Source organism: Arthrobacter sp. 10T425, from assembly GCF_056393985.1.
The window spans coordinates 216,120-232,604 of the sequence record NZ_JBFTGZ010000002.1; the positions used below are offsets into that span (position 1 = coordinate 216,120).

Sequence of the window (16,485 nt, forward strand, 5' to 3'; positions counted from 1 at the left end):
ATCTGCCCCAGACCCAAAAGGGGTTCATACATGCGATACGTAGTCGGCTATACACCCACCGAACGTGGTGCGGACGCCGTTGCCCTGGCCTCAGCCATGGCCCGCGCGCAGGGAGCGCATCTCGACTTGGTCTATGTGGTGGATCGGCACACGCCCTATGTGGCGATGAATCCGGAAGGAAACCAGGTCAGCGCCGCGGAGCAGCAGATCCGCTCAGCGGAACGCCAGGGAATGGAACTGGTCCCTGAGGGGCTGGAGGCGCACTTCCATGTCCGACAGGCAGAATCGTTCGCGGCCGGCCTCATTGAGGCCGCACTCGAGTACAGGGCAGGGTTGATCGTGGTGGGTGCCGCCAGCAGCGGCCTGTTCAAGCGCCATACCGTGGGCAACGTGGCCAACGCCCTGCTGCACGCTGCCCCGGTTCCGGTGGCACTGGCGCCGCGCGGCTACCGCCATACCGAAGCCATCACGCGTCTGACCCTCGCGGTGGGCCAGCGCGTCGGAGCGGAGGCGGCGATCGACGTCGCGATCGAATCCGCCGAGCGCCGCGGGGTGCCGCTTCGGCTGGTTTCCCTCGTGGAACTGGACGTCGAGGGGGACGGCGGGGAGAACGTCAACGCCGCCCACATCCACGCCAACACCGTCCTCGCTGCCGCCGCGCACCGCCTGCCGGAGGGCCACCACGTCAGCGTGGAGGTCGCCCACGGCCGCACGATCGAGGAAGCGATCGATGACCTGGAATGGGACGACGGCGAGGTCATGATCGTCGGGTCCTCCCGCCTGGCGGAGAAGCACAAACTGTTCATTGGCAGCACGGCTTTCAAGGTGCTGCGGGCGCTCCCCGTTCCCATGGTCGTGGTCCCGCGCGACTACCAGCGGGTGGATGCCTTCCCGGAGGTCTGAGGCCCCGGGGCCAGGACCGCCCAATACGCGGGAATGTTGCTGGGCGGTCCACCGGCCTCCATCGGCACCGTCTTCAGGACGGTGGGTCCCTCCGCGATGAGGGTCCAGCAGTCCGGGGGAAACACGCGGGAGCGTTGCCCGGCACCGAAGTGGCCCGGTTTCGGCAACGAGGCAATGGCCTGGCGGAGCGGTCCCGGGATCCGCTTGCCGGTGGCGCCGAGTTCCCTCAGGTAGCTCAGGGCGCCGCCCGGGACGTTCGTTTCGACGAGGTAGATCCTGCCCCGGGTGCCCAGGAGCGCTTCGATGGAGCCTGCGAGGCGTGCCTGCCGACGCCGGCTGAGGACATGGAGCACGCCGCGGACAAAGACGTTGGCGTCGCCGAGTTCGCGCGCCAGCGCAGCCGCCGCGGCCGGTTGCGTGGCATCCAGGCTCCGGAAACTGAGGCCCGCGACCTGCGGCTGCGCGGAATGCGCGGCTGCCACGGCCTGGGGTGAGACGTCGACGCCGAGGACCGAGGCGAAGATGGCGGTGAGTCGCCGTGTGATGGTGCCGTTCCCGCAGCCGAGATCGATCACCGGAAGGCTGGTGTCCATCGCGCCGGCCATCACCTGCAGGTGGTGCCGGATCTCTTCGTTCCCGGCGCCCGGGGCGGCGTCCCAGATGACCGGTTCCCGGAGGGACCCCTGGGACACGCCGCGCCAGAAGGCATCCCAGCGCCGGTCCGGGCGGCTGGGACGGTGCAGGGAGAGCGCGGCAACCCTGGCTGCGAGCCGGACAGTGTCTGCCACCCTGTGCACGCGTTTTCCTGTCTTGCGTGTTTCTGTTTTGCGTCTGCCCGCCGGAACGCTCACGCGACCGCGCCGTCTCTGTGCCCGAGCAGGTCCGTCATGTCCGCTACCGGGAGCGGGCGGCTGAAGAAATACCCCTGGCCGAATTCGCAGTTCAGCTGCCGCAGCCTGTTGGCTTGCTCCCTGTCCTCGATGCCTTCGGCGACGGCGCCCAGCCCGGCCGAATGGATCAGCTGCAGGATGGCGGCGACGAAGGTTTCCTGCTGCCGGTCCGTGGTCAGCCCGTCGAGCAGGGACTTATCGATCTTCGCCTGCGCGGCGGGGAGCGTGCGCAGGTAGCTGATGGAGGAATAGCCGGTGCCGAAGTCGTCGATCTCGATCCGGACGCCGAGGTCATTGAGTGACTGCATGGTGGCGGCCACCTCGGGGCCGCCGCGCATGATCGCGGTTTCGGTGATTTCGATCGAGATATGGCGGGGCTCGACGCCGTGCTGGGCCAGCAGGCCTTCGACGTAGGGTGCCAGATCGACGTGGTGCAGGTCCGCGGGGGAGAGGTTGATGTGCGTGCTGAAGTCCGCGGAAAGCCCCGGATCTGACTTCCAGCGGCCGGTCTGTGCGATGGCGTTCCGGAGCACCCAGTGGCCGATTTCCACGGTGAGCCCGGCCTCGTCGGCGGCGTCGAGGAAGGTATCCGGCCCCAGCAGGCCCAAGGCGGGGTGGCGCCAGCGGATCAGGGCCTCGGCGCCGGCGATCGCTCCGGTGCGCAGGTCCATGATGGGCTGGTACTCCAGCTCGAGCTGGTCCATCGCCAGTGCCGTCCGCAGCTCCGCCACCTGGTGGACCCGCTGCTTGGCGGCCTCGTGCATGGCCGCGGAAAACACCAGGAGGGTGTCCCTGCCGCGTTTCTTGGCCTCGTGCATGGCGATGTCGGCATCGCGGATGAGTTCCTCGCTTCGCAGGCCCGGTTCCCCCAGCCGGACACCGGTGCCGGCCGTGAGGGCGACCGCCACACCGCCGGCAACGATTCTGTCCTTCAGTGATTCGCCGAGCCGGGCAGCGGTCTGCAGCACGGACTCCGTGTCCTGGTCCGCGACGAGCACCGCGAATTCATCGCCGCTGAGGCGCGCGATCAAGTGGCCCGGTCCGGCCGCGGCGCTAAGCCGCAGGGCCGTCTCGCGCAGCACGGCGTCCCCGGCGGCGTGGCCGAGGCTGTCGTTGATGAGCCGGAAGGAATCAAGGTCCATCAGGATCAGGGCCGGCTGGCGTCCCGTGCCGGCCCCGGCAACGGCTTCGGCCACTTTTTCCTGCAGCAGCGAGCGGCTGGCCAGGCCGGTCAGCTCATCGGTGTTGATGACGCGCCGGAGTTCGGCTTTGGCCGCCTCCAGGAGCGCGGTCCGCTCGGCGACCCGGACTTCCAGGTCCTCGTACATGCTCTGAAGCTCTTCGGCCAGGAGGTTGATGCCGGTGGTGACTGCGTCTATCCCGTCCCGGGCCGGTGAGACCGGCAGCCGGTTCGACAGATCGCCCGAGGACAGTACGACGATGCCGTCCACGAGGTCCTCGAGGCGGCGGTCATCATCACGCCCCGTCATGGCCCTGCGAGGTCAGCCAGCGGACCGCCTCTTCACCGTTGGTGAAAAAGCGTGTCGGAACCGGCGCGGAATTGACGCCGAGGAAGAAGTTGGCGAGGACCCGGTCCACGGCGGAGGAGCCGAGGAGCGCGATTGCCGAGGCGTCGCAGTGCTTGGCGAACACGGCCCGGGCGGCCCGGCTGACGGACTCCGTGGTGGCCATGTCGATCAGCAGCGGCGTGGGCCGGCCGCCGCACAACTCATTGACACGATCCATGGCCAGCTGGGCGTTGGGGGCATCAATCACCACGCCGCGGGCCCACTGAAGGCGCAAGATGCCGTTGCTGTCGAAGTCCACGGACGAGATGTCGCGCCCGCCCTGAGTTTCACGATCCTCTTGTGGCACCAGCAATCCTCAATTTCGCCCCGACATGTCCCCTTCATGATGACACTAACGCACGGCGGCAGGGGTAAGCGGGCCGCCAACCCGCCGGGGCCGGTAGTGCTAGGCGGCGGCGCGGGCCCGTTTCCGGGTCACGGAGTTCTTCCGGGCCGTGTGCAGCATGTCCACGGTCAGTACCAGCAGCGCCAGCCAGACGACGCCGAAACCGGCCCACCGGTCAGGTGTCATGGTTTCCTTGAACACGACGAGCGCCACGATGAACTGCAGGACGGGCGCGAAGTACTGCAGCAGCCCGATCGTGGTCATCGGCAGACGGCGGGCGGACGCGCCGAAGAACAGCAGGGGCACCGCGGTGATGACGCCCGACGCCACCAGCAGCCAGAAATGGCCCGCACCGTTTCCGGCCAGAGTTGCCGACCCGCTGACCGCGAGGAAGATCATGGTGGCCGCAGCTACAGGCGCCAGGACGATCGTCTCCACAGTGAGGCTTGTGATCGCCTCCGCCCGCGGGCCCACGCGCTTCTTGACGAATCCGTACAGGCCAAAGCTCAGCGCGAGCGTCAGTGCTATCCAGGGGAGCTTGCCGTAGGAGACCGTCAGCACCCCGACGGCCACGAAGCCGATGCCGACGGCGGCCCACTGCAGCGGCCGCAGCTTCTCCTTCAGGACGAAGACCCCCAGCAATACGGAGACCAGCGGGTTGATGAAGTAGCCCAGGGAGGCCTCGACGGCTTGGCCGGTGGTCACGCCGTAGGTGTACGTCAGCCAGTTCACCGCGATCAGGGCAGCGGCGATGGACAGCGGCCCAATCACCGTGCGGTCCCGGAAAGCAGCAGCCAGCACCCGCCAGGACCGTGTGACGGTGATGAGCAGGACGCAGAACAGGAGGGACCAGACCACCCGGTTGGCGACGATTTCGACCGCGCCGGCCGGATGCAGGACGTAGAAGTACAGGGGCAGCAACCCCCAGAGCCCGTAGGCGCCGATACCGAACAGGATTCCCGCCGTCGTGTCCTTGTCCACCGGTGCCGGTCCGCCCGGCCGGGCCGGCGCCGGCCCCGCCCCAGCGGCCGGGCCGGCCGGCGCTGTCAATGGGGCGGGGGACAATGATCCTTCGGGCTTAGACACAAGACCAATAACACCACCTGCGCGGCGCCTATTCCTGCCAATCGGAGCGCGACCGGGCCGGTCACATTTAGAATGGGGGCCTGTGCGCTGTGTCTACTGGCGCTGTCCCTAAGACTCAGAAGGGCTCCCGGTGTCCAACTCGGCCGAATCCACATCCTCCCGTCCCCTCCGTGTCGCGATTGTTGGCGCCGGCCCGGCCGGTGTCTACGCCGCGGACATCCTGACGAAGTCCAATGAGGTCAAGGACGGCGACTTCCAGGTCAGCATCGACCTCTTTGAGGCGTATCCGGCGCCCTACGGCCTCATCCGCTACGGAGTGGCTCCCGACCATCCGCGGATCAAGGGCATTGTCAACGCGCTCCACAAGGTCCTGGACCGCGGCGACATCCGGTTCCTCGGCAACGTCACCTATGGCCGGGACCTGACGCTGCATGACTTCCGCGCGTTCTACGACGCCGTCATCTTCTCCACCGGCGCCATCAAGGACGCGGACCTGGATATTCCCGGGATCGGCCTGGAGGGATCCTTCGGCGGGGCCGACTTCGTCTCCTGGTACGACGGCCACCCGGATGTGCCGCGGGACTGGCCGCTGGAGGCCAAGGAGATTGCGGTGATCGGCAACGGGAATGTGGCCCTCGACGTGGCCCGCATGCTGGTCAAGCACGCCGATGAACTCCTGGTCACCGAAATCCCGGACAACGTCTACCGGGCGCTCAAGGATTCGCCGGTCACCGACGTCCACGTGTTTGGCCGCCGCGGCCCGGCCCAGGTGAAGTTCACGCCGCTGGAGCTGCGCGAACTCAGTCACGCCAAGGACGTGGACATCGTCCTGTATCCAGAGGACTTCGAATTCGACGAGGCCTCGGACGAGGCCATTCGCAGCAACAACCAGATCCGGACCATGGTCAACACCCTCACGAACTGGCTCGTCGAGGAGCACGCCGAGGCCGAGGAACCGTCCTCGCGCCGGCTGCACCTGCACTTCCTGCACAGCCCCGTCGAAATCTATGGAACAACAGACGACGCCGCGAACCCCGGCAAGGTCGCCGGCATCAAGTTCGAACGCATGCAGCTGGACGGCACCGGGAACGTCAAGGGCACCGGTGAGTTCCTCGACTACCCGGTCCAGGCCGTCTACCGCGCGATCGGCTACCACGGTTCGCCGCTGGATGAGCTGGAATACGATGCCCGCCGCGGCGTCGTCCCGAACGAAGGCGGCCGCGTGCTCGACGCCGAGGGCAACCCCGTGCCCGGAATCTACGCCACGGGCTGGATCAAGCGCGGCCCCGTCGGGCTGATCGGCCACACCAAGGGCGACGCGCTGGAGACCATCGGCTTCCTGCTGGAGGACCGGCTGACGCTGCCGCCGGCGCAGAACCCGGACCCGCAGGCCATCATCGACCTGCTCCAGGAGCGCGGCATCGAGTACACCACGTGGGAAGGGTGGATCAAGCTCGATGCCCACGAGCTCGCCCTCGGCGCCGAGTGGTCCGCGGCGGAGTCCGCCAACGGCATCGAACGGGAGCGCATCAAGGTGGTGCCGCGCGAGGACATGATCGAGATTTCCCGCGGCTAGGCTGTGACAGCCTGAGGCGGCAGGCCGGTGCGTTTCCAAACGCCCCGCGCGGAACTAGACTGGGCCGGACGAGGCGGCCTTCGGCACGCCGTCGAGCCCGTCCGGTGGGAGTTCAATGAGGAAACTGGTCCATCCCGCAGCACTGTTGCCGCCGGCAGGCGGAGTCACCGCAGCGCTGCGCCAGCAATATGCCAGCGCGGGCCATGAGCAGCTGGATTCCCGTGGAATGGCGTTCTCCGAGGGCCTGCAGTTGCCCGGGATCAGCACCCTGATTCAGGAATCGTGGCAGCGCTCCGTCCGGCTGCAGGCCAACCCGGACAACCCCGAGGCGCCGCTGGCCATGGACCGCGAGGAACTCGAAGAATACCGCCGCCAGCACCCCCTGGCCGCCATCATGCCCGTGATCCACAAGCTCCTGGTCCTGCCCAGCCACGACAGCGGAATGCTGGTAGCCGTGGGTGACGAGGTCGGCAGGCTCCTCTGGGTGGAAGGGGACGCCGCCCTGCAGCGCCGGGCCGAGGGCATGATGTTCGTCCCGGGCGCCGACTGGTCCGAGGCGACGGTCGGCACCAGCGCCCCCGGCACCGCGCTGGCCCTGGGCCGGGGAATCCAGATCTCCGGCGCCGAGCACTACAAGCGCTCCGTGCATCCGTGGAGCTGTACGGCGGTGCCGTTCCACGATCCGGATTCCGGCGCCCTGCTGGGGGTTGTGGACATCACCGGCACGGAGTCGGCCGTGGCCCCGCATACGTTGTCGCTGGTAGAGGCGACGGTCGCCGCGGCCCAGGCGCATCTGCGGGTCGAGCGGCTGCAGCTGGCCGCCGCCGGCCAGTCCTCGCCGTCCAGGCGGCGGAACTCGACGCCGAAAACGGCCGGGGGACCGGGCGCCAGCAGCCTCTACCGCAACAGCCTCCAGTTGCTCGGCCGCGACCAGGCCCTGCTCAGCATTGACGGCCGCACCGTGGCCATGTCCGCCCGGCACAGCGAGATCCTGGCCCTGCTCAGCACCCACCCGGCGGGGCTGAATGCCGAGGAGCTTTGCGCCCTCCTGTACCCCGGGGACGCCTCCACCATGACGCTGCGCGCCGAGATGGTGCGGCTGCGCAAGGTACTTCAGCAGCTCAACCCCGATGCCGTGCCGCAATCACGCCCCTACCGGCTGCCGCTGGACCTGGTCCCCGACGCCGGACAGGTGCTGGACTGCCTGCAGCGCGGCGCCCACCGGATAGCGCTGGAAATCTACCGCGGCGCCGTGCTGCCCCGCTCCGAGGCCCCCGGCATCGTGGAGCTGCGGGCCAGGGTCTCCGCGCTGATGCGCGAGGCCCTGCTGACGGACGGCAGCGCGGAATCGCTCCTGAAATACGCCGCGCTGCCCGAAGCAAAGGACGACGTCGACGTCCGCATCGCCGCGCTGAAGCTGCTGGCGCCGCGCTCGCCCAAGCGCGCCGCCGTCGTCGCCGATCTGGAACGGCTGGACCGCGAGCTAAGCGCCTGACCGTCGCGGACCGCCGGAATGCCCCGCAGTGACCTGGCTCACTCCGGTTGCAACCTGACTGCAACCTTCACGCGCCTACGCTGGGTGCAACGGGGGCCGGAAGCGCCTTGCAGCCCCCCATCTTGCACAGCAAAGGAGCTAGCAATGACTGTTTACGCCCAGCCCGGAACCGAGGGCTCGAAGGTCACCTTCAAGGACCGCTACGAAAACTGGATCGGTGGCGAGTGGGTTGCGCCGGTCAAGGGACAGTACTTCGAGAACATCACCCCGGTGACCGGCAAGGCTTTCTGCGAGGTGGCCCGCGGCACCGCCGAGGACATCGAACTGGCGCTGGATGCCGCCCACAAGATTGCACCGTCCTGGGGCAAGACCTCCGTGGCCGAGCGTGCCGCGATCCTGAACAAGATTGCCGACCGGATCGATGAGAACACCGAGATGCTCGCCGTCGCCGAGTCCTGGGACAACGGCAAGCCGATCCGCGAGACCCTCAACGCCGACATTCCGCTCGCCGCCGACCATTTCCGCTACTTCGCCTCCGCCGTCCGCGCCCAGGAGGGCCGGCTGTCCCAGCTCGACGACGACACCACCGCTTACCACTACCACGAGCCGCTCGGCGTCGTCGGCCAGATCATCCCCTGGAACTTCCCGATCCTCATGGCCGTCTGGAAGCTCGCCCCGGCCCTCGCCGCCGGCAACGCCGTCGTCCTGAAGCCGGCCGAGCAGACGCCGTCTTCGATCCTGGTGCTGATGGAACTCATCGGCGACCTGCTGCCGGCCGGTGTCCTCAACGTGGTCAACGGCTTCGGCGTCGAGGCCGGCAAGCCACTGGCCTCCAGCCCCCGCATCCGCAAGATCGCCTTCACCGGCGAAACCTCCACGGGCCGCCTGATCAGCCAGTACGCCAGCCAGAACCTGATTCCGGTCACGCTGGAGCTTGGCGGCAAGAGCCCGAACATCTTCTTCAACGACGTCGCGGACACCAACGACGCGTTCTACGACAAGGCCCAGGAGGGCTTCACGCTCTTCGCCTTCAACCAGGGTGAAGTCTGCACCTGCCCGTCGCGCGCCCTGATCCAGGAAGACATCTACGAATCCTTCATGGCCGACGCCGTGGCCCGGGTGGAGAAAATCATCCAGGGCAACCCGCTGGACACCGAAACCCAGCTCGGTGCCCAGGCCTCCAACGACCAGCTGGAAAAGATCCTCTCCTACATTGACATCGGAAAGCAGGAGGGCGCCAAGGTGCTCACCGGCGGTGCCCGGGCCGAAATGCCCGGAGACCTGGCCGGCGGCTACTACGTCCAGCCCACCATTTTCGAGGGCCACAACAAGATGCGGATCTTCCAGGAGGAAATCTTCGGCCCGGTTGTTTCCGTGACCCGCTTCAGCGACTACAACGACGCCATGGGCATCGCCAACGACACCCTGTACGGCCTCGGTGCCGGCGTCTGGTCCCGCAACGGCAACGTCGCCTACCGCGCCGGCCGCGAGATCCAGGCCGGCCGAGTGTGGGTCAACAACTACCACGCCTACCCGGCAGGGGCCGCGTTCGGCGGGTACAAGTCCTCCGGCATCGGCCGCGAGAACCACTCGATGATGCTGGACCACTACCAGCAGACCAAGAACCTCCTGGTCAGCTACAACGAGAACAAGCTCGGCTTCTTCTAAGCCGCACTGACCCGGGCGGGGCGGATCGCGCATGATCCGCCCCGCCCGCACCACTTGTGCACCTACACGGAGGGACGCCGGCTCACTGCACACGCCCTTTAGCCACACCCAAGTTTGATGACGCAAGGATTTCGCCATGACGACGACAATGACGACGACGACAATGCAAGCCGCGGTAGTTACCGAATTCGGCAAGGACCTCCAGATCCAGACCCTCCCCGTTCCCGTGCCGGGCCGCGGTGAGGCACTGGTCAAGGTGCTGACCACCGGCGTCTGCCACACCGACCTGCACGCCGCGGAGGGCGACTGGCCGGTCAAGCCGTCACCGCCGTTCATTCCCGGCCACGAAGGCGTCGGCGAGGTCGTCGCCCTCGGTGAGGGCGTCACGGACCTGGCCATCGGCGACCTCGTCGGCAACGCGTGGCTCTGGTCAGCCTGCGGCGACTGCCAGTACTGCCGCGCCGGCTGGGAGACCCTGTGCGAGGCCCAGCAGAACGCCGGCTACAGCGTGGACGGTTCCTTTGGCGAGTACATGCTGGTCGACAGCCGCTTCGCGGCCAGGATCCCGGCCGGCTCGGACCCCGTCGAGGTGGCTCCGGTGCTTTGCGCCGGCGTGACCGTCTACAAGGGCCTGAAGATGACCGAGGCCCGGCCGGGCCAGTGGGTCACCATCTCCGGCATCGGCGGCCTCGGCCACATCGCCGTCCAGTACGCCGTGGCGATGGGCCTGCGGGTCGCGGCGGTGGACATCGCCGATGACAAGCTGGCCCTGGCCAAGAAGCACGGCGCCGAGCTGACGGTCAATGCCCTGCACGAAGACCCGGCCGAAGTCATCCAGCGCGAAACCGGAGGATGCCATGGAGTCCTGGTCACGGCAGTGCACCCGTCAGCATTCGGGCAGGCCATCGGGATGGCGCGGCGCGGCGGAACGATCGTGTTCAACGGCCTGCCGCCGGGGGACTTCCCGGCGCCGATCTTCGAGATTGTGCTCAAGGGACTGACGGTCCGCGGCTCCATCGTGGGCACCCGGCAGGACCTGGAGGAAGCGCTCGAGTTCTACGCCCAGGGCAAGATCCACCCCACGGTCTCCACGAGGGAACTCTCCGAGGTCAACGCCGTTCTTGACGAGATGAAGCACGCCAAGATCGACGGCCGAGTGGTCATCAAGTACTGATGAAGGACGGACTCTGATGCCAGCGACAAAGCTCGACGCCGCCGTGACCCTCCCCGGGGAGGACTTCTCCCGCGTGGCTCTCACCCCGGAGGCGGTGGAACTGCTGCTCAAAATGTGGGTGCAGCACGGACCGCTGATGTTCCATCAGTCCGGCGGCTGCTGCGACGGTTCCTCGCCAATGTGCTATCCCGCCGGCGAGTTCATCACGGGGGACTCGGACGTATTGCTCGGCCTGTTCGACATTTCCGACGGGCTGCGGCCCCAGCCGCTGGAGTTCTGGATGTCGCGGGAGCAGTTCAACTACTGGAGCCACACGCACCTGACTGTCGACGTCGTTCCTGGCCGGGGGAGTGGTTTCTCGGTAGAAGCGCCGGAAGGCAAGCGGTTCCTGATCCGCTCGACGCTGATGGAAAACTGGCCGGTCTAGGCGGCCTGGGTGGTCTGAAACGGAGCAGCTGCGCGCAAGCGGGCCGTGCAGGATAAACCTGCACGGCCCGCTTTTGCGTCTCACTATGTGGGATGAAAATGGCCGTCCAGTGGATGGACTCTAAGATGGATAGGTCTGTTTCCACCCCAGTTATCGAGATTGCGGACTTTTCTAATGAACCTTTTCCGGACCAAATCCATCGAGCAGTCCATGTCCGACGCCGATGAACCGGGACGCAAGCTGAAGCGCACGCTAAGCACGTGGGACCTCATGATCATGGGGGTCGCGGTTGCCGTGGGCGCCGGGATCTTCTCGGTCGGCGCCAAGGCCGCCGCGAACTTTGCCGGCCCCGCCGTCACCATCTCCTTCGCGATCGCCGCCGTCACCTGCGCGCTCGCCATCATGTGCTACGCCGAGTTCGCCACGGCCATCCCGGTGGCAGGCTCCGCCTACGTCTTCACCTACGCGACCATGGGTGAGATCCTGGCGTGGATCATCGGCTGGAACCTGATCCTCGAACTCTTCACTGCCGGCGCCGTGATTGCGAAGTACTGGGGCATCTACCTCAGCAAAGTCTTTGCGCTCATGGGCGTGGACATTCCGCCGTCGATCTCCCTGGGCGGCGTCGACCTCTACTGGGGCGCCTTCCTGATCGTTGCCATCTTCACCGTGCTGCTGGTCCTCGGGACCAAGCTCTCCGCCCGCGTCGGCAACATCTTCACGCTCATCAAGATCGCGGTGGTCCTCTTCGTGATCGTCGTCGGCTTCACGTACGTGAAGTTCGAGAACTACGCCCCGTTCGTCCCGGCCTCCGAGCCGACCGGAGGCACCGGAACCGCGGATGTCCTCAAGCAGTCGTTCTTCGGCTTCCTGACCGGCGCCGCCCCGGCCCAGTACGGAACCCTCGGTATCTTCGCCGGCGCCGCCTTGGTCTTCTTCGCCTTCATCGGCTTCGACGTCGTCGCCACCTCGGCCGAAGAGGTCAAGAACCCGCAGAAGACGCTGCCCCGCGGCATCTTCGGCGGCCTGGCAATCGTTACCGTGCTGTACATCCTGGTGTCGCTGGCGTTGACCGGCATGGTCTCCTACACCCAGCTGGCTGAGGCCAAGAACCCGACGCTCACCACCGCCTTCGAGGCGGTCGGCAACACCGACGCCGCCAAGGTCATTGCCTTTGGCTCCCTCGTGGGCCTGACCACCGTGATCATGGTGCTGCTCATGGGCCTCTCGCGCGTGGTGCTCGCGATGAGCCGCGACGGCCTGCTTCCGCGCTCCCTGTCCAAGACCAGCTCGGTGCGGGGGACGCCGGCCCGCCTGCAGATCATCTGCGGCGCCGGAGTGGCGCTCGTCGCCGGCCTGACCAACGTGGACCTGCTCGAGGAAATGATCAACATCGGGACCCTGTCCGCCTTCGTGATGGTGAGCCTTGGCATCCTGGTGCTGCGCAAGAAGCGCCCGGACCTGAAGCCGGCCTTCCGTGTCCCGTTCGGCAAGGTGCTCCCTGTCGTCTCTGCGGTCCTGTGCCTGTATCTCATGACGAACCTGGCCGTGGAAACCTGGATCTTCTTCGCCATCTGGCTCGTGATCGGTATTGCGATCTACTTCGCCTACGGCCAGCGCCACTCCCGGCTGAATGAAAAGTTCGCGGAGGCCCGCGCCTCGGTGAACGGCACGGCCAGCGTGGCGGGAGCGCCCGCGGAGGACAACGAGGACGCGCTCACCCGCTCCTGAGAAGGGAGCGATCGGGCCCCCGCATCGAAGTCGCCGGAGCCGTGCGAATACGCTGGAAATTTCCGGCGTATCCGCACGGCTCCGGCGACTTCGGCGTTCGGGCGCCGCTCCGTCAGGGCGGCGCTCCCTAAGATGGACACATGGCCCGCCCAGCAAGACCGGAACGCAAATCAGAGTTGCTGTCGGCAATTCTCGACTACCTCATGGACAAGACCCTGGCGGAGCTGACGTTTCGCGGCCTGGCCGACGGGCTGGGTGTCAGCAGCTACGTCCTGGTCTACCACTTCGGGCACCGCGAACAGCTGATCAACGAGATCATCCGCGGCATCGAATCCCGGCTGGACAGCATCCGCGCCACCGACGTCAGGGACATCGACCGGGACGCGTGGCGGGCCTTTCTGCTTGAGTCCTGGCAGTGGACCATGGCGCAGCGCAACCGGCACCTGGCCCGGCTTGAATTTGAGGCCACGGCGCAGGACATTGTGGCGGCGGTGCCGCGCGGCACAGCGCAGGAGCACTTCCGGATGTTGCACGAGAAGGCCCGGGACTGGCTGGTCATCCAGGGCATCCAGCCGGAATTCGCCGACACCGACGCCCGCCTGTTCACGGCCGCGTTCTACGGGCTGCAGTTCGATTTCGTCGTCAACAACCAGCCAGAGGAAGCCACCAAGGCCTTTGAGCTGATGATGCTGGTCTTCTTCAACAACCTCGACAGGCGCCTCGCCACCGACGGCCAGCACATCTGAGCAGAACCTCAGGGAGCAGCGTAGCGGCCCTCCCACTCCACGAGGGGGCGCAGTTGCTCCCAGCGCTGTGCCAATTCCTCCACCGCCCCGGGACCGGCAAGCCAGCCGGGCTGGCCCACGTTGACGCCGGCCGTGAGGGATTTGTGCTTGAGCAGCTCCGCCCGGGGATGGTCCTTGTCGAAGCCCCGCGGCACCGTCTTTAGCCGTTCGCCCTCCACCGCGAACCCTGCCGCCTCGACCTTCCGCACGATCGCCTGCAGGGCATCGCCGCTGTCGGGATCGTTTACGGCACCGCGAAAGCGTGCCAGCTGGGCCGGAGTGTGGGTGTGGCAGCCGCCGCCGATCAGGAGGCCGTCGGCGCTGAGCTGGATATAGAAGCCCACGCCTTCGTCCACCGCCGCGAAGGCCCCCTGCGCGGTCTTATAGGGTGATTTGTCCGGCGAGAACCGGACATCCCGGTTGGGGCGAAAGAGCTTGGCCGGTCCGAAGCGTGGCTCGAGCTCGGCCAGCAGCTGGGTCAGCGGCCCCTTCACCGCGGCCTCGTAGACCGGCTTGTGTTCGAGCCACCAGTCCCGGTTGTTGTTCTGTTCAAGATCGGCATAGAACCGGAAGGCGTCACTTGGAATGCCTGCGAATGGAGTGCCAGCGAATGCGGTCATGCCCAAATCCTACGGAGCCGCGGCACACGGTGGCGAGGGGCACGCGCACCCATGTGGATAACCGCAAAACGCCCCGCCACGGGAGTCCGTGGCGGGGCGTTTTGTTGGCTCCAGCGGTCACCGAATGCCGGTCACCGGCCGCCCAGGCGGCCGTCAAGGCCGGCCGTCAGGCAACGTTCGATGCAACCATCAGACCTTGTTGGCGGCCTCGGCGTCGGACTCAACCTGGCCGGCACCGAGGTTGGCGCGCAGCTTGGCGCCGAATTCGGCGTCGACGTTGGTCCAGTACGCGATGGCGCGTTCCTTGATGCTGGCGTTCTTGACGCCGCTGACGGCGCCGGTGACGGTCTCCAGCAGGCGGGCCTTCTCGCCGTCGTTGTACACCTCGCGGTACAGCGTGCCGGCCTGGCCGAAGTCGCCGTCCTCTGCGTGCAGGGAGTGCGCGGAGAGCGTGAGCTCGCCGTCGTTCTCCCAGCCGCCGCCCGCAACGCCGGGCTCAACGGCAGCCGGGCCGCCCACGGAGTTCGGTGCGTACACCGGAACGGACGGGGCGTTGAAGTGGTAACGCCCGGCGCCGTCCTGGCTGTAGTTGTTGACCTGGCTCTTGGGCAGGTTCACCGGGAGCTGGGCGTGGTTGGTGCCGACGCGGTAGCGGTGCGCGTCCGCGTAGGAGAAGATGCGGGCCTGCAGCATCTTGTCCGGGGAGGCGGCGATGCCCGGCACGAAGTTCGACGGCGCGAAGGTGGCCTGCTCGATCTGCGCGAAGTAGTTCTCCGGGTTCTTGTTCAGCTCCATGGTGCCGACCTTGACCAGCGGGTAGTCCGCGTGCGGCCACACCTTGGTGAGGTCGAAGGGGTTGAAGCGGTACGTCTTGGCGTCCTCGTACGGCATGACCTGGACGTGGAGGTCCCAGGAGGGGAAGTTGCCGGCGGCAATGTTTTCCTGGAGGTCGCGGATGTAGAAGTCGCCGTCGGCGCCGGCAAGGGCCTCGGCCTCGTCGCCGGTCATGGACTTGACGCCCTGGTTGGACTTGAAGTGGTACTTGACCCAGAACCGCTCGCCCTCGGCGTTGATCCACTGGTAGGTGTGCGAGCCGTAGCCCTGCATTTCACGCCAGGAGGCCGGCAGGCCGCGGTCACCCATGAGCCAGGTGACCTGGTGGGCGGACTCGGGGGAGAGGGTCCAGAAGTCCCACTGCATGTCGGCGTCGCGCAGGTGGGTGCCGGGGAGGCGCTTCTGGGAGTGGATGAAGTCCGGGAACTTGATGCCGTCGCGGATGAAGAACACGGGAGTGTTGTTGCCGACGAGGTCGTAGTTGCCCTCGGTGGTGTAGAACTTCACGGCGAAACCGCGGGGGTCGCGCCAGGTGTCGGGGGAGCCTGCCTCGCCGGCAACGGAGGAGAAGCGGATGAGCATGTCCGTCTCAACGCCGGGCTGGAACAGTGCGGCCTTGGTGAACTTCGAGACGTCCTCTGTGGTCTTGAAGGTACCGAAGGCGCCGCCGCCCTTGGCGTGCACGACGCGCTCCGGGACGCGCTCGCGGTTGAACTGCGCGAGCTTCTCGATCAGGTAGTGATCGGTCAGGATGATCGCGCCGTCGGCGCCGACGGACTTGGAGTGGGCGTCGGAAGTGACGGGAGCCCCGGACTGTGTCGTGGACACGGCGGGCGCAGAGATGATCTCAGTCATAGTTCTCCTTGGGTTGGGTTTCTTAGTTTCGTTCGGAGGGAAGCTGTTGGGTGCGCTGGCAGTCCTGGCAGATGCCCTGGTACAGCACGTCCGCGATCTGGATGGTCATCGGCTTGGCGTCCGCGTTCCAGTGCGGGGTCAGGCAGGGCGCGTGGCCCACGGCGCATTCGACGTCCTCCACCCGGCCGCAGCTGATGCACACGGCATGGTGGTGGTTGTCCCCGACCCGCGTCTCGTACAGCGCGGGGGAGTGCGGGGGCTCAAAACGGCGCAGCATGTGCAGATCCGTGAGGTCCCCGAGGACCACGTAGACGGACTGGGCGGTCAGGTCCGGCAATTCCTGCCGGGCGGCGGCAAGGATTGCCTCTGCCGGCGAATGCGGGTGATGTTCGACGGCGGCCAGCACGGCCAGGCGCTGTTTGGTCACCCGGCGGCCGTGGGCACGCAGGGCGGCTGCCCATGCGTCGTGGGTGCCCGAGGAATCCGTCATACCCTCATTCAAGCACTTATTATGACTGCCTCACAAT

15 protein-coding genes are annotated in these 16,485 nt (G+C 67.0%); 8 read left to right on the forward strand and 7 right to left on the reverse strand.

What is annotated here, in order from left to right; genetic code table 11:
- Positions 1 to 30: 30 nt before the first annotated feature.
- Positions 31 to 903, forward strand: a complete 873-nt coding sequence (locus AC1DDH_RS03245; RefSeq protein ID WP_223913727.1) for a universal stress protein — start codon at positions 31 to 33, stop codon at positions 901 to 903.
- On the opposite strand, the gene AC1DDH_RS03250 is transcribed toward AC1DDH_RS03245, so the two are convergent.
- From AC1DDH_RS03250 to rarD, 4 genes are all read right to left on the reverse strand, one after another.
- Entirely contained in the window at positions 870 to 1,691 is an 822-nt protein-coding gene (locus AC1DDH_RS03250; RefSeq protein WP_476954841.1) for a class I SAM-dependent methyltransferase, read from the reverse strand. The two genes, AC1DDH_RS03245 and AC1DDH_RS03250, sit on opposite strands and share 34 nt — an antisense overlap.
- A 59-nt stretch (positions 1,692 to 1,750) precedes the next feature.
- Positions 1,751 to 3,283 carry a putative bifunctional diguanylate cyclase/phosphodiesterase gene (locus AC1DDH_RS03255; RefSeq protein ID WP_223913729.1) on the reverse strand — a complete coding sequence of 511 codons (1,533 nt, stop codon included), beginning with the start codon at positions 3,281 to 3,283 and terminating at the stop codon, positions 1,751 to 1,753.
- Positions 3,270 to 3,674: a DUF7793 family protein gene (locus tag AC1DDH_RS03260; RefSeq protein ID WP_476954842.1), complete on the reverse strand. Its 405-nt coding sequence runs from the start codon at positions 3,672 to 3,674 to the stop codon at positions 3,270 to 3,272. Before AC1DDH_RS03260 ends, AC1DDH_RS03255 begins: the two co-directional genes overlap by 14 nt.
- A gap of 93 nt (positions 3,675 to 3,767) precedes the next feature.
- Entirely contained in the window at positions 3,768 to 4,772 is a 1,005-nt protein-coding gene (rarD, locus tag AC1DDH_RS03265) for an EamA family transporter RarD (protein WP_476859354.1), read from the reverse strand.
- 151 nt (positions 4,773 to 4,923) lie between these two features.
- Here rarD and AC1DDH_RS03270 point away from each other — a divergent pair, with 151 nt between their 5' ends.
- From AC1DDH_RS03270 to AC1DDH_RS03300, 7 genes are all read left to right on the forward strand, one after another.
- Positions 4,924 to 6,369: an FAD-dependent oxidoreductase gene (locus AC1DDH_RS03270; RefSeq protein ID WP_230007477.1), complete on the forward strand. Its 1,446-nt coding sequence runs from the start codon at positions 4,924 to 4,926 to the stop codon at positions 6,367 to 6,369.
- 115 nt (positions 6,370 to 6,484) lie between these two features.
- Complete coding sequence (locus AC1DDH_RS03275) at positions 6,485 to 7,864, forward strand: GAF domain-containing protein (RefSeq protein ID WP_476851253.1); 1,380 nt, start codon at positions 6,485 to 6,487, stop codon at positions 7,862 to 7,864.
- 144 nt (positions 7,865 to 8,008) lie between these two features.
- Complete coding sequence (exaC, locus tag AC1DDH_RS03280; protein WP_230008636.1) at positions 8,009 to 9,532, forward strand: acetaldehyde dehydrogenase ExaC; 1,524 nt, start codon at positions 8,009 to 8,011, stop codon at positions 9,530 to 9,532.
- Positions 9,533 to 9,695: 163 nt separating this feature from the next.
- Entirely contained in the window at positions 9,696 to 10,706 is a 1,011-nt protein-coding gene (gene adhP / locus AC1DDH_RS03285) for an alcohol dehydrogenase AdhP (RefSeq protein WP_476954905.1), read from the forward strand.
- 16 nt (positions 10,707 to 10,722) lie between these two features.
- On the forward strand, positions 10,723 to 11,133 hold the full coding sequence (locus AC1DDH_RS03290) for a DUF779 domain-containing protein (protein WP_223913736.1): 411 nt from the start codon (positions 10,723 to 10,725) through the stop codon (positions 11,131 to 11,133).
- A 174-nt stretch (positions 11,134 to 11,307) separates the two neighbouring features.
- The gene (locus AC1DDH_RS03295) at positions 11,308 to 12,864 is read left to right on the forward strand and encodes an amino acid permease (RefSeq protein WP_459385461.1); all 1,557 of its coding nucleotides are present in this window, start codon (positions 11,308 to 11,310) and stop codon (positions 12,862 to 12,864) included.
- Positions 12,865 to 13,004: 140 nt separating this feature from the next.
- Positions 13,005 to 13,610 carry a TetR/AcrR family transcriptional regulator gene (locus tag AC1DDH_RS03300; RefSeq protein WP_028276965.1) on the forward strand — a complete coding sequence of 202 codons (606 nt, stop codon included), beginning with the start codon at positions 13,005 to 13,007 and terminating at the stop codon, positions 13,608 to 13,610.
- Positions 13,611 to 13,618: 8 nt separating this feature from the next.
- Here the strand turns inward: AC1DDH_RS03300 and AC1DDH_RS03305 are convergent, their stop codons facing one another.
- The 3 genes from AC1DDH_RS03305 to AC1DDH_RS03315 all read right to left on the reverse strand — a co-directional run bounded on the left by AC1DDH_RS03305 (position 13,619) and on the right by AC1DDH_RS03315 (position 16,448).
- Positions 13,619 to 14,269, reverse strand: a complete 651-nt coding sequence (locus AC1DDH_RS03305; protein ID WP_476954843.1) for a DUF2461 domain-containing protein — start codon at positions 14,267 to 14,269, stop codon at positions 13,619 to 13,621.
- A gap of 189 nt (positions 14,270 to 14,458) precedes the next feature.
- Positions 14,459 to 15,958, reverse strand: coding sequence for a catalase (locus AC1DDH_RS03310; protein ID WP_223913739.1), 1,500 nt, complete (start codon positions 15,956 to 15,958; stop codon positions 14,459 to 14,461).
- Between the two features lie 22 nt (positions 15,959 to 15,980).
- A complete protein-coding gene (locus tag AC1DDH_RS03315; RefSeq protein ID WP_026537503.1) occupies positions 15,981 to 16,448 on the reverse strand; it encodes a Fur family transcriptional regulator in 468 nt (155 codons plus the stop codon).
- Positions 16,449 to 16,485: the final 37 nt, after the last annotated feature.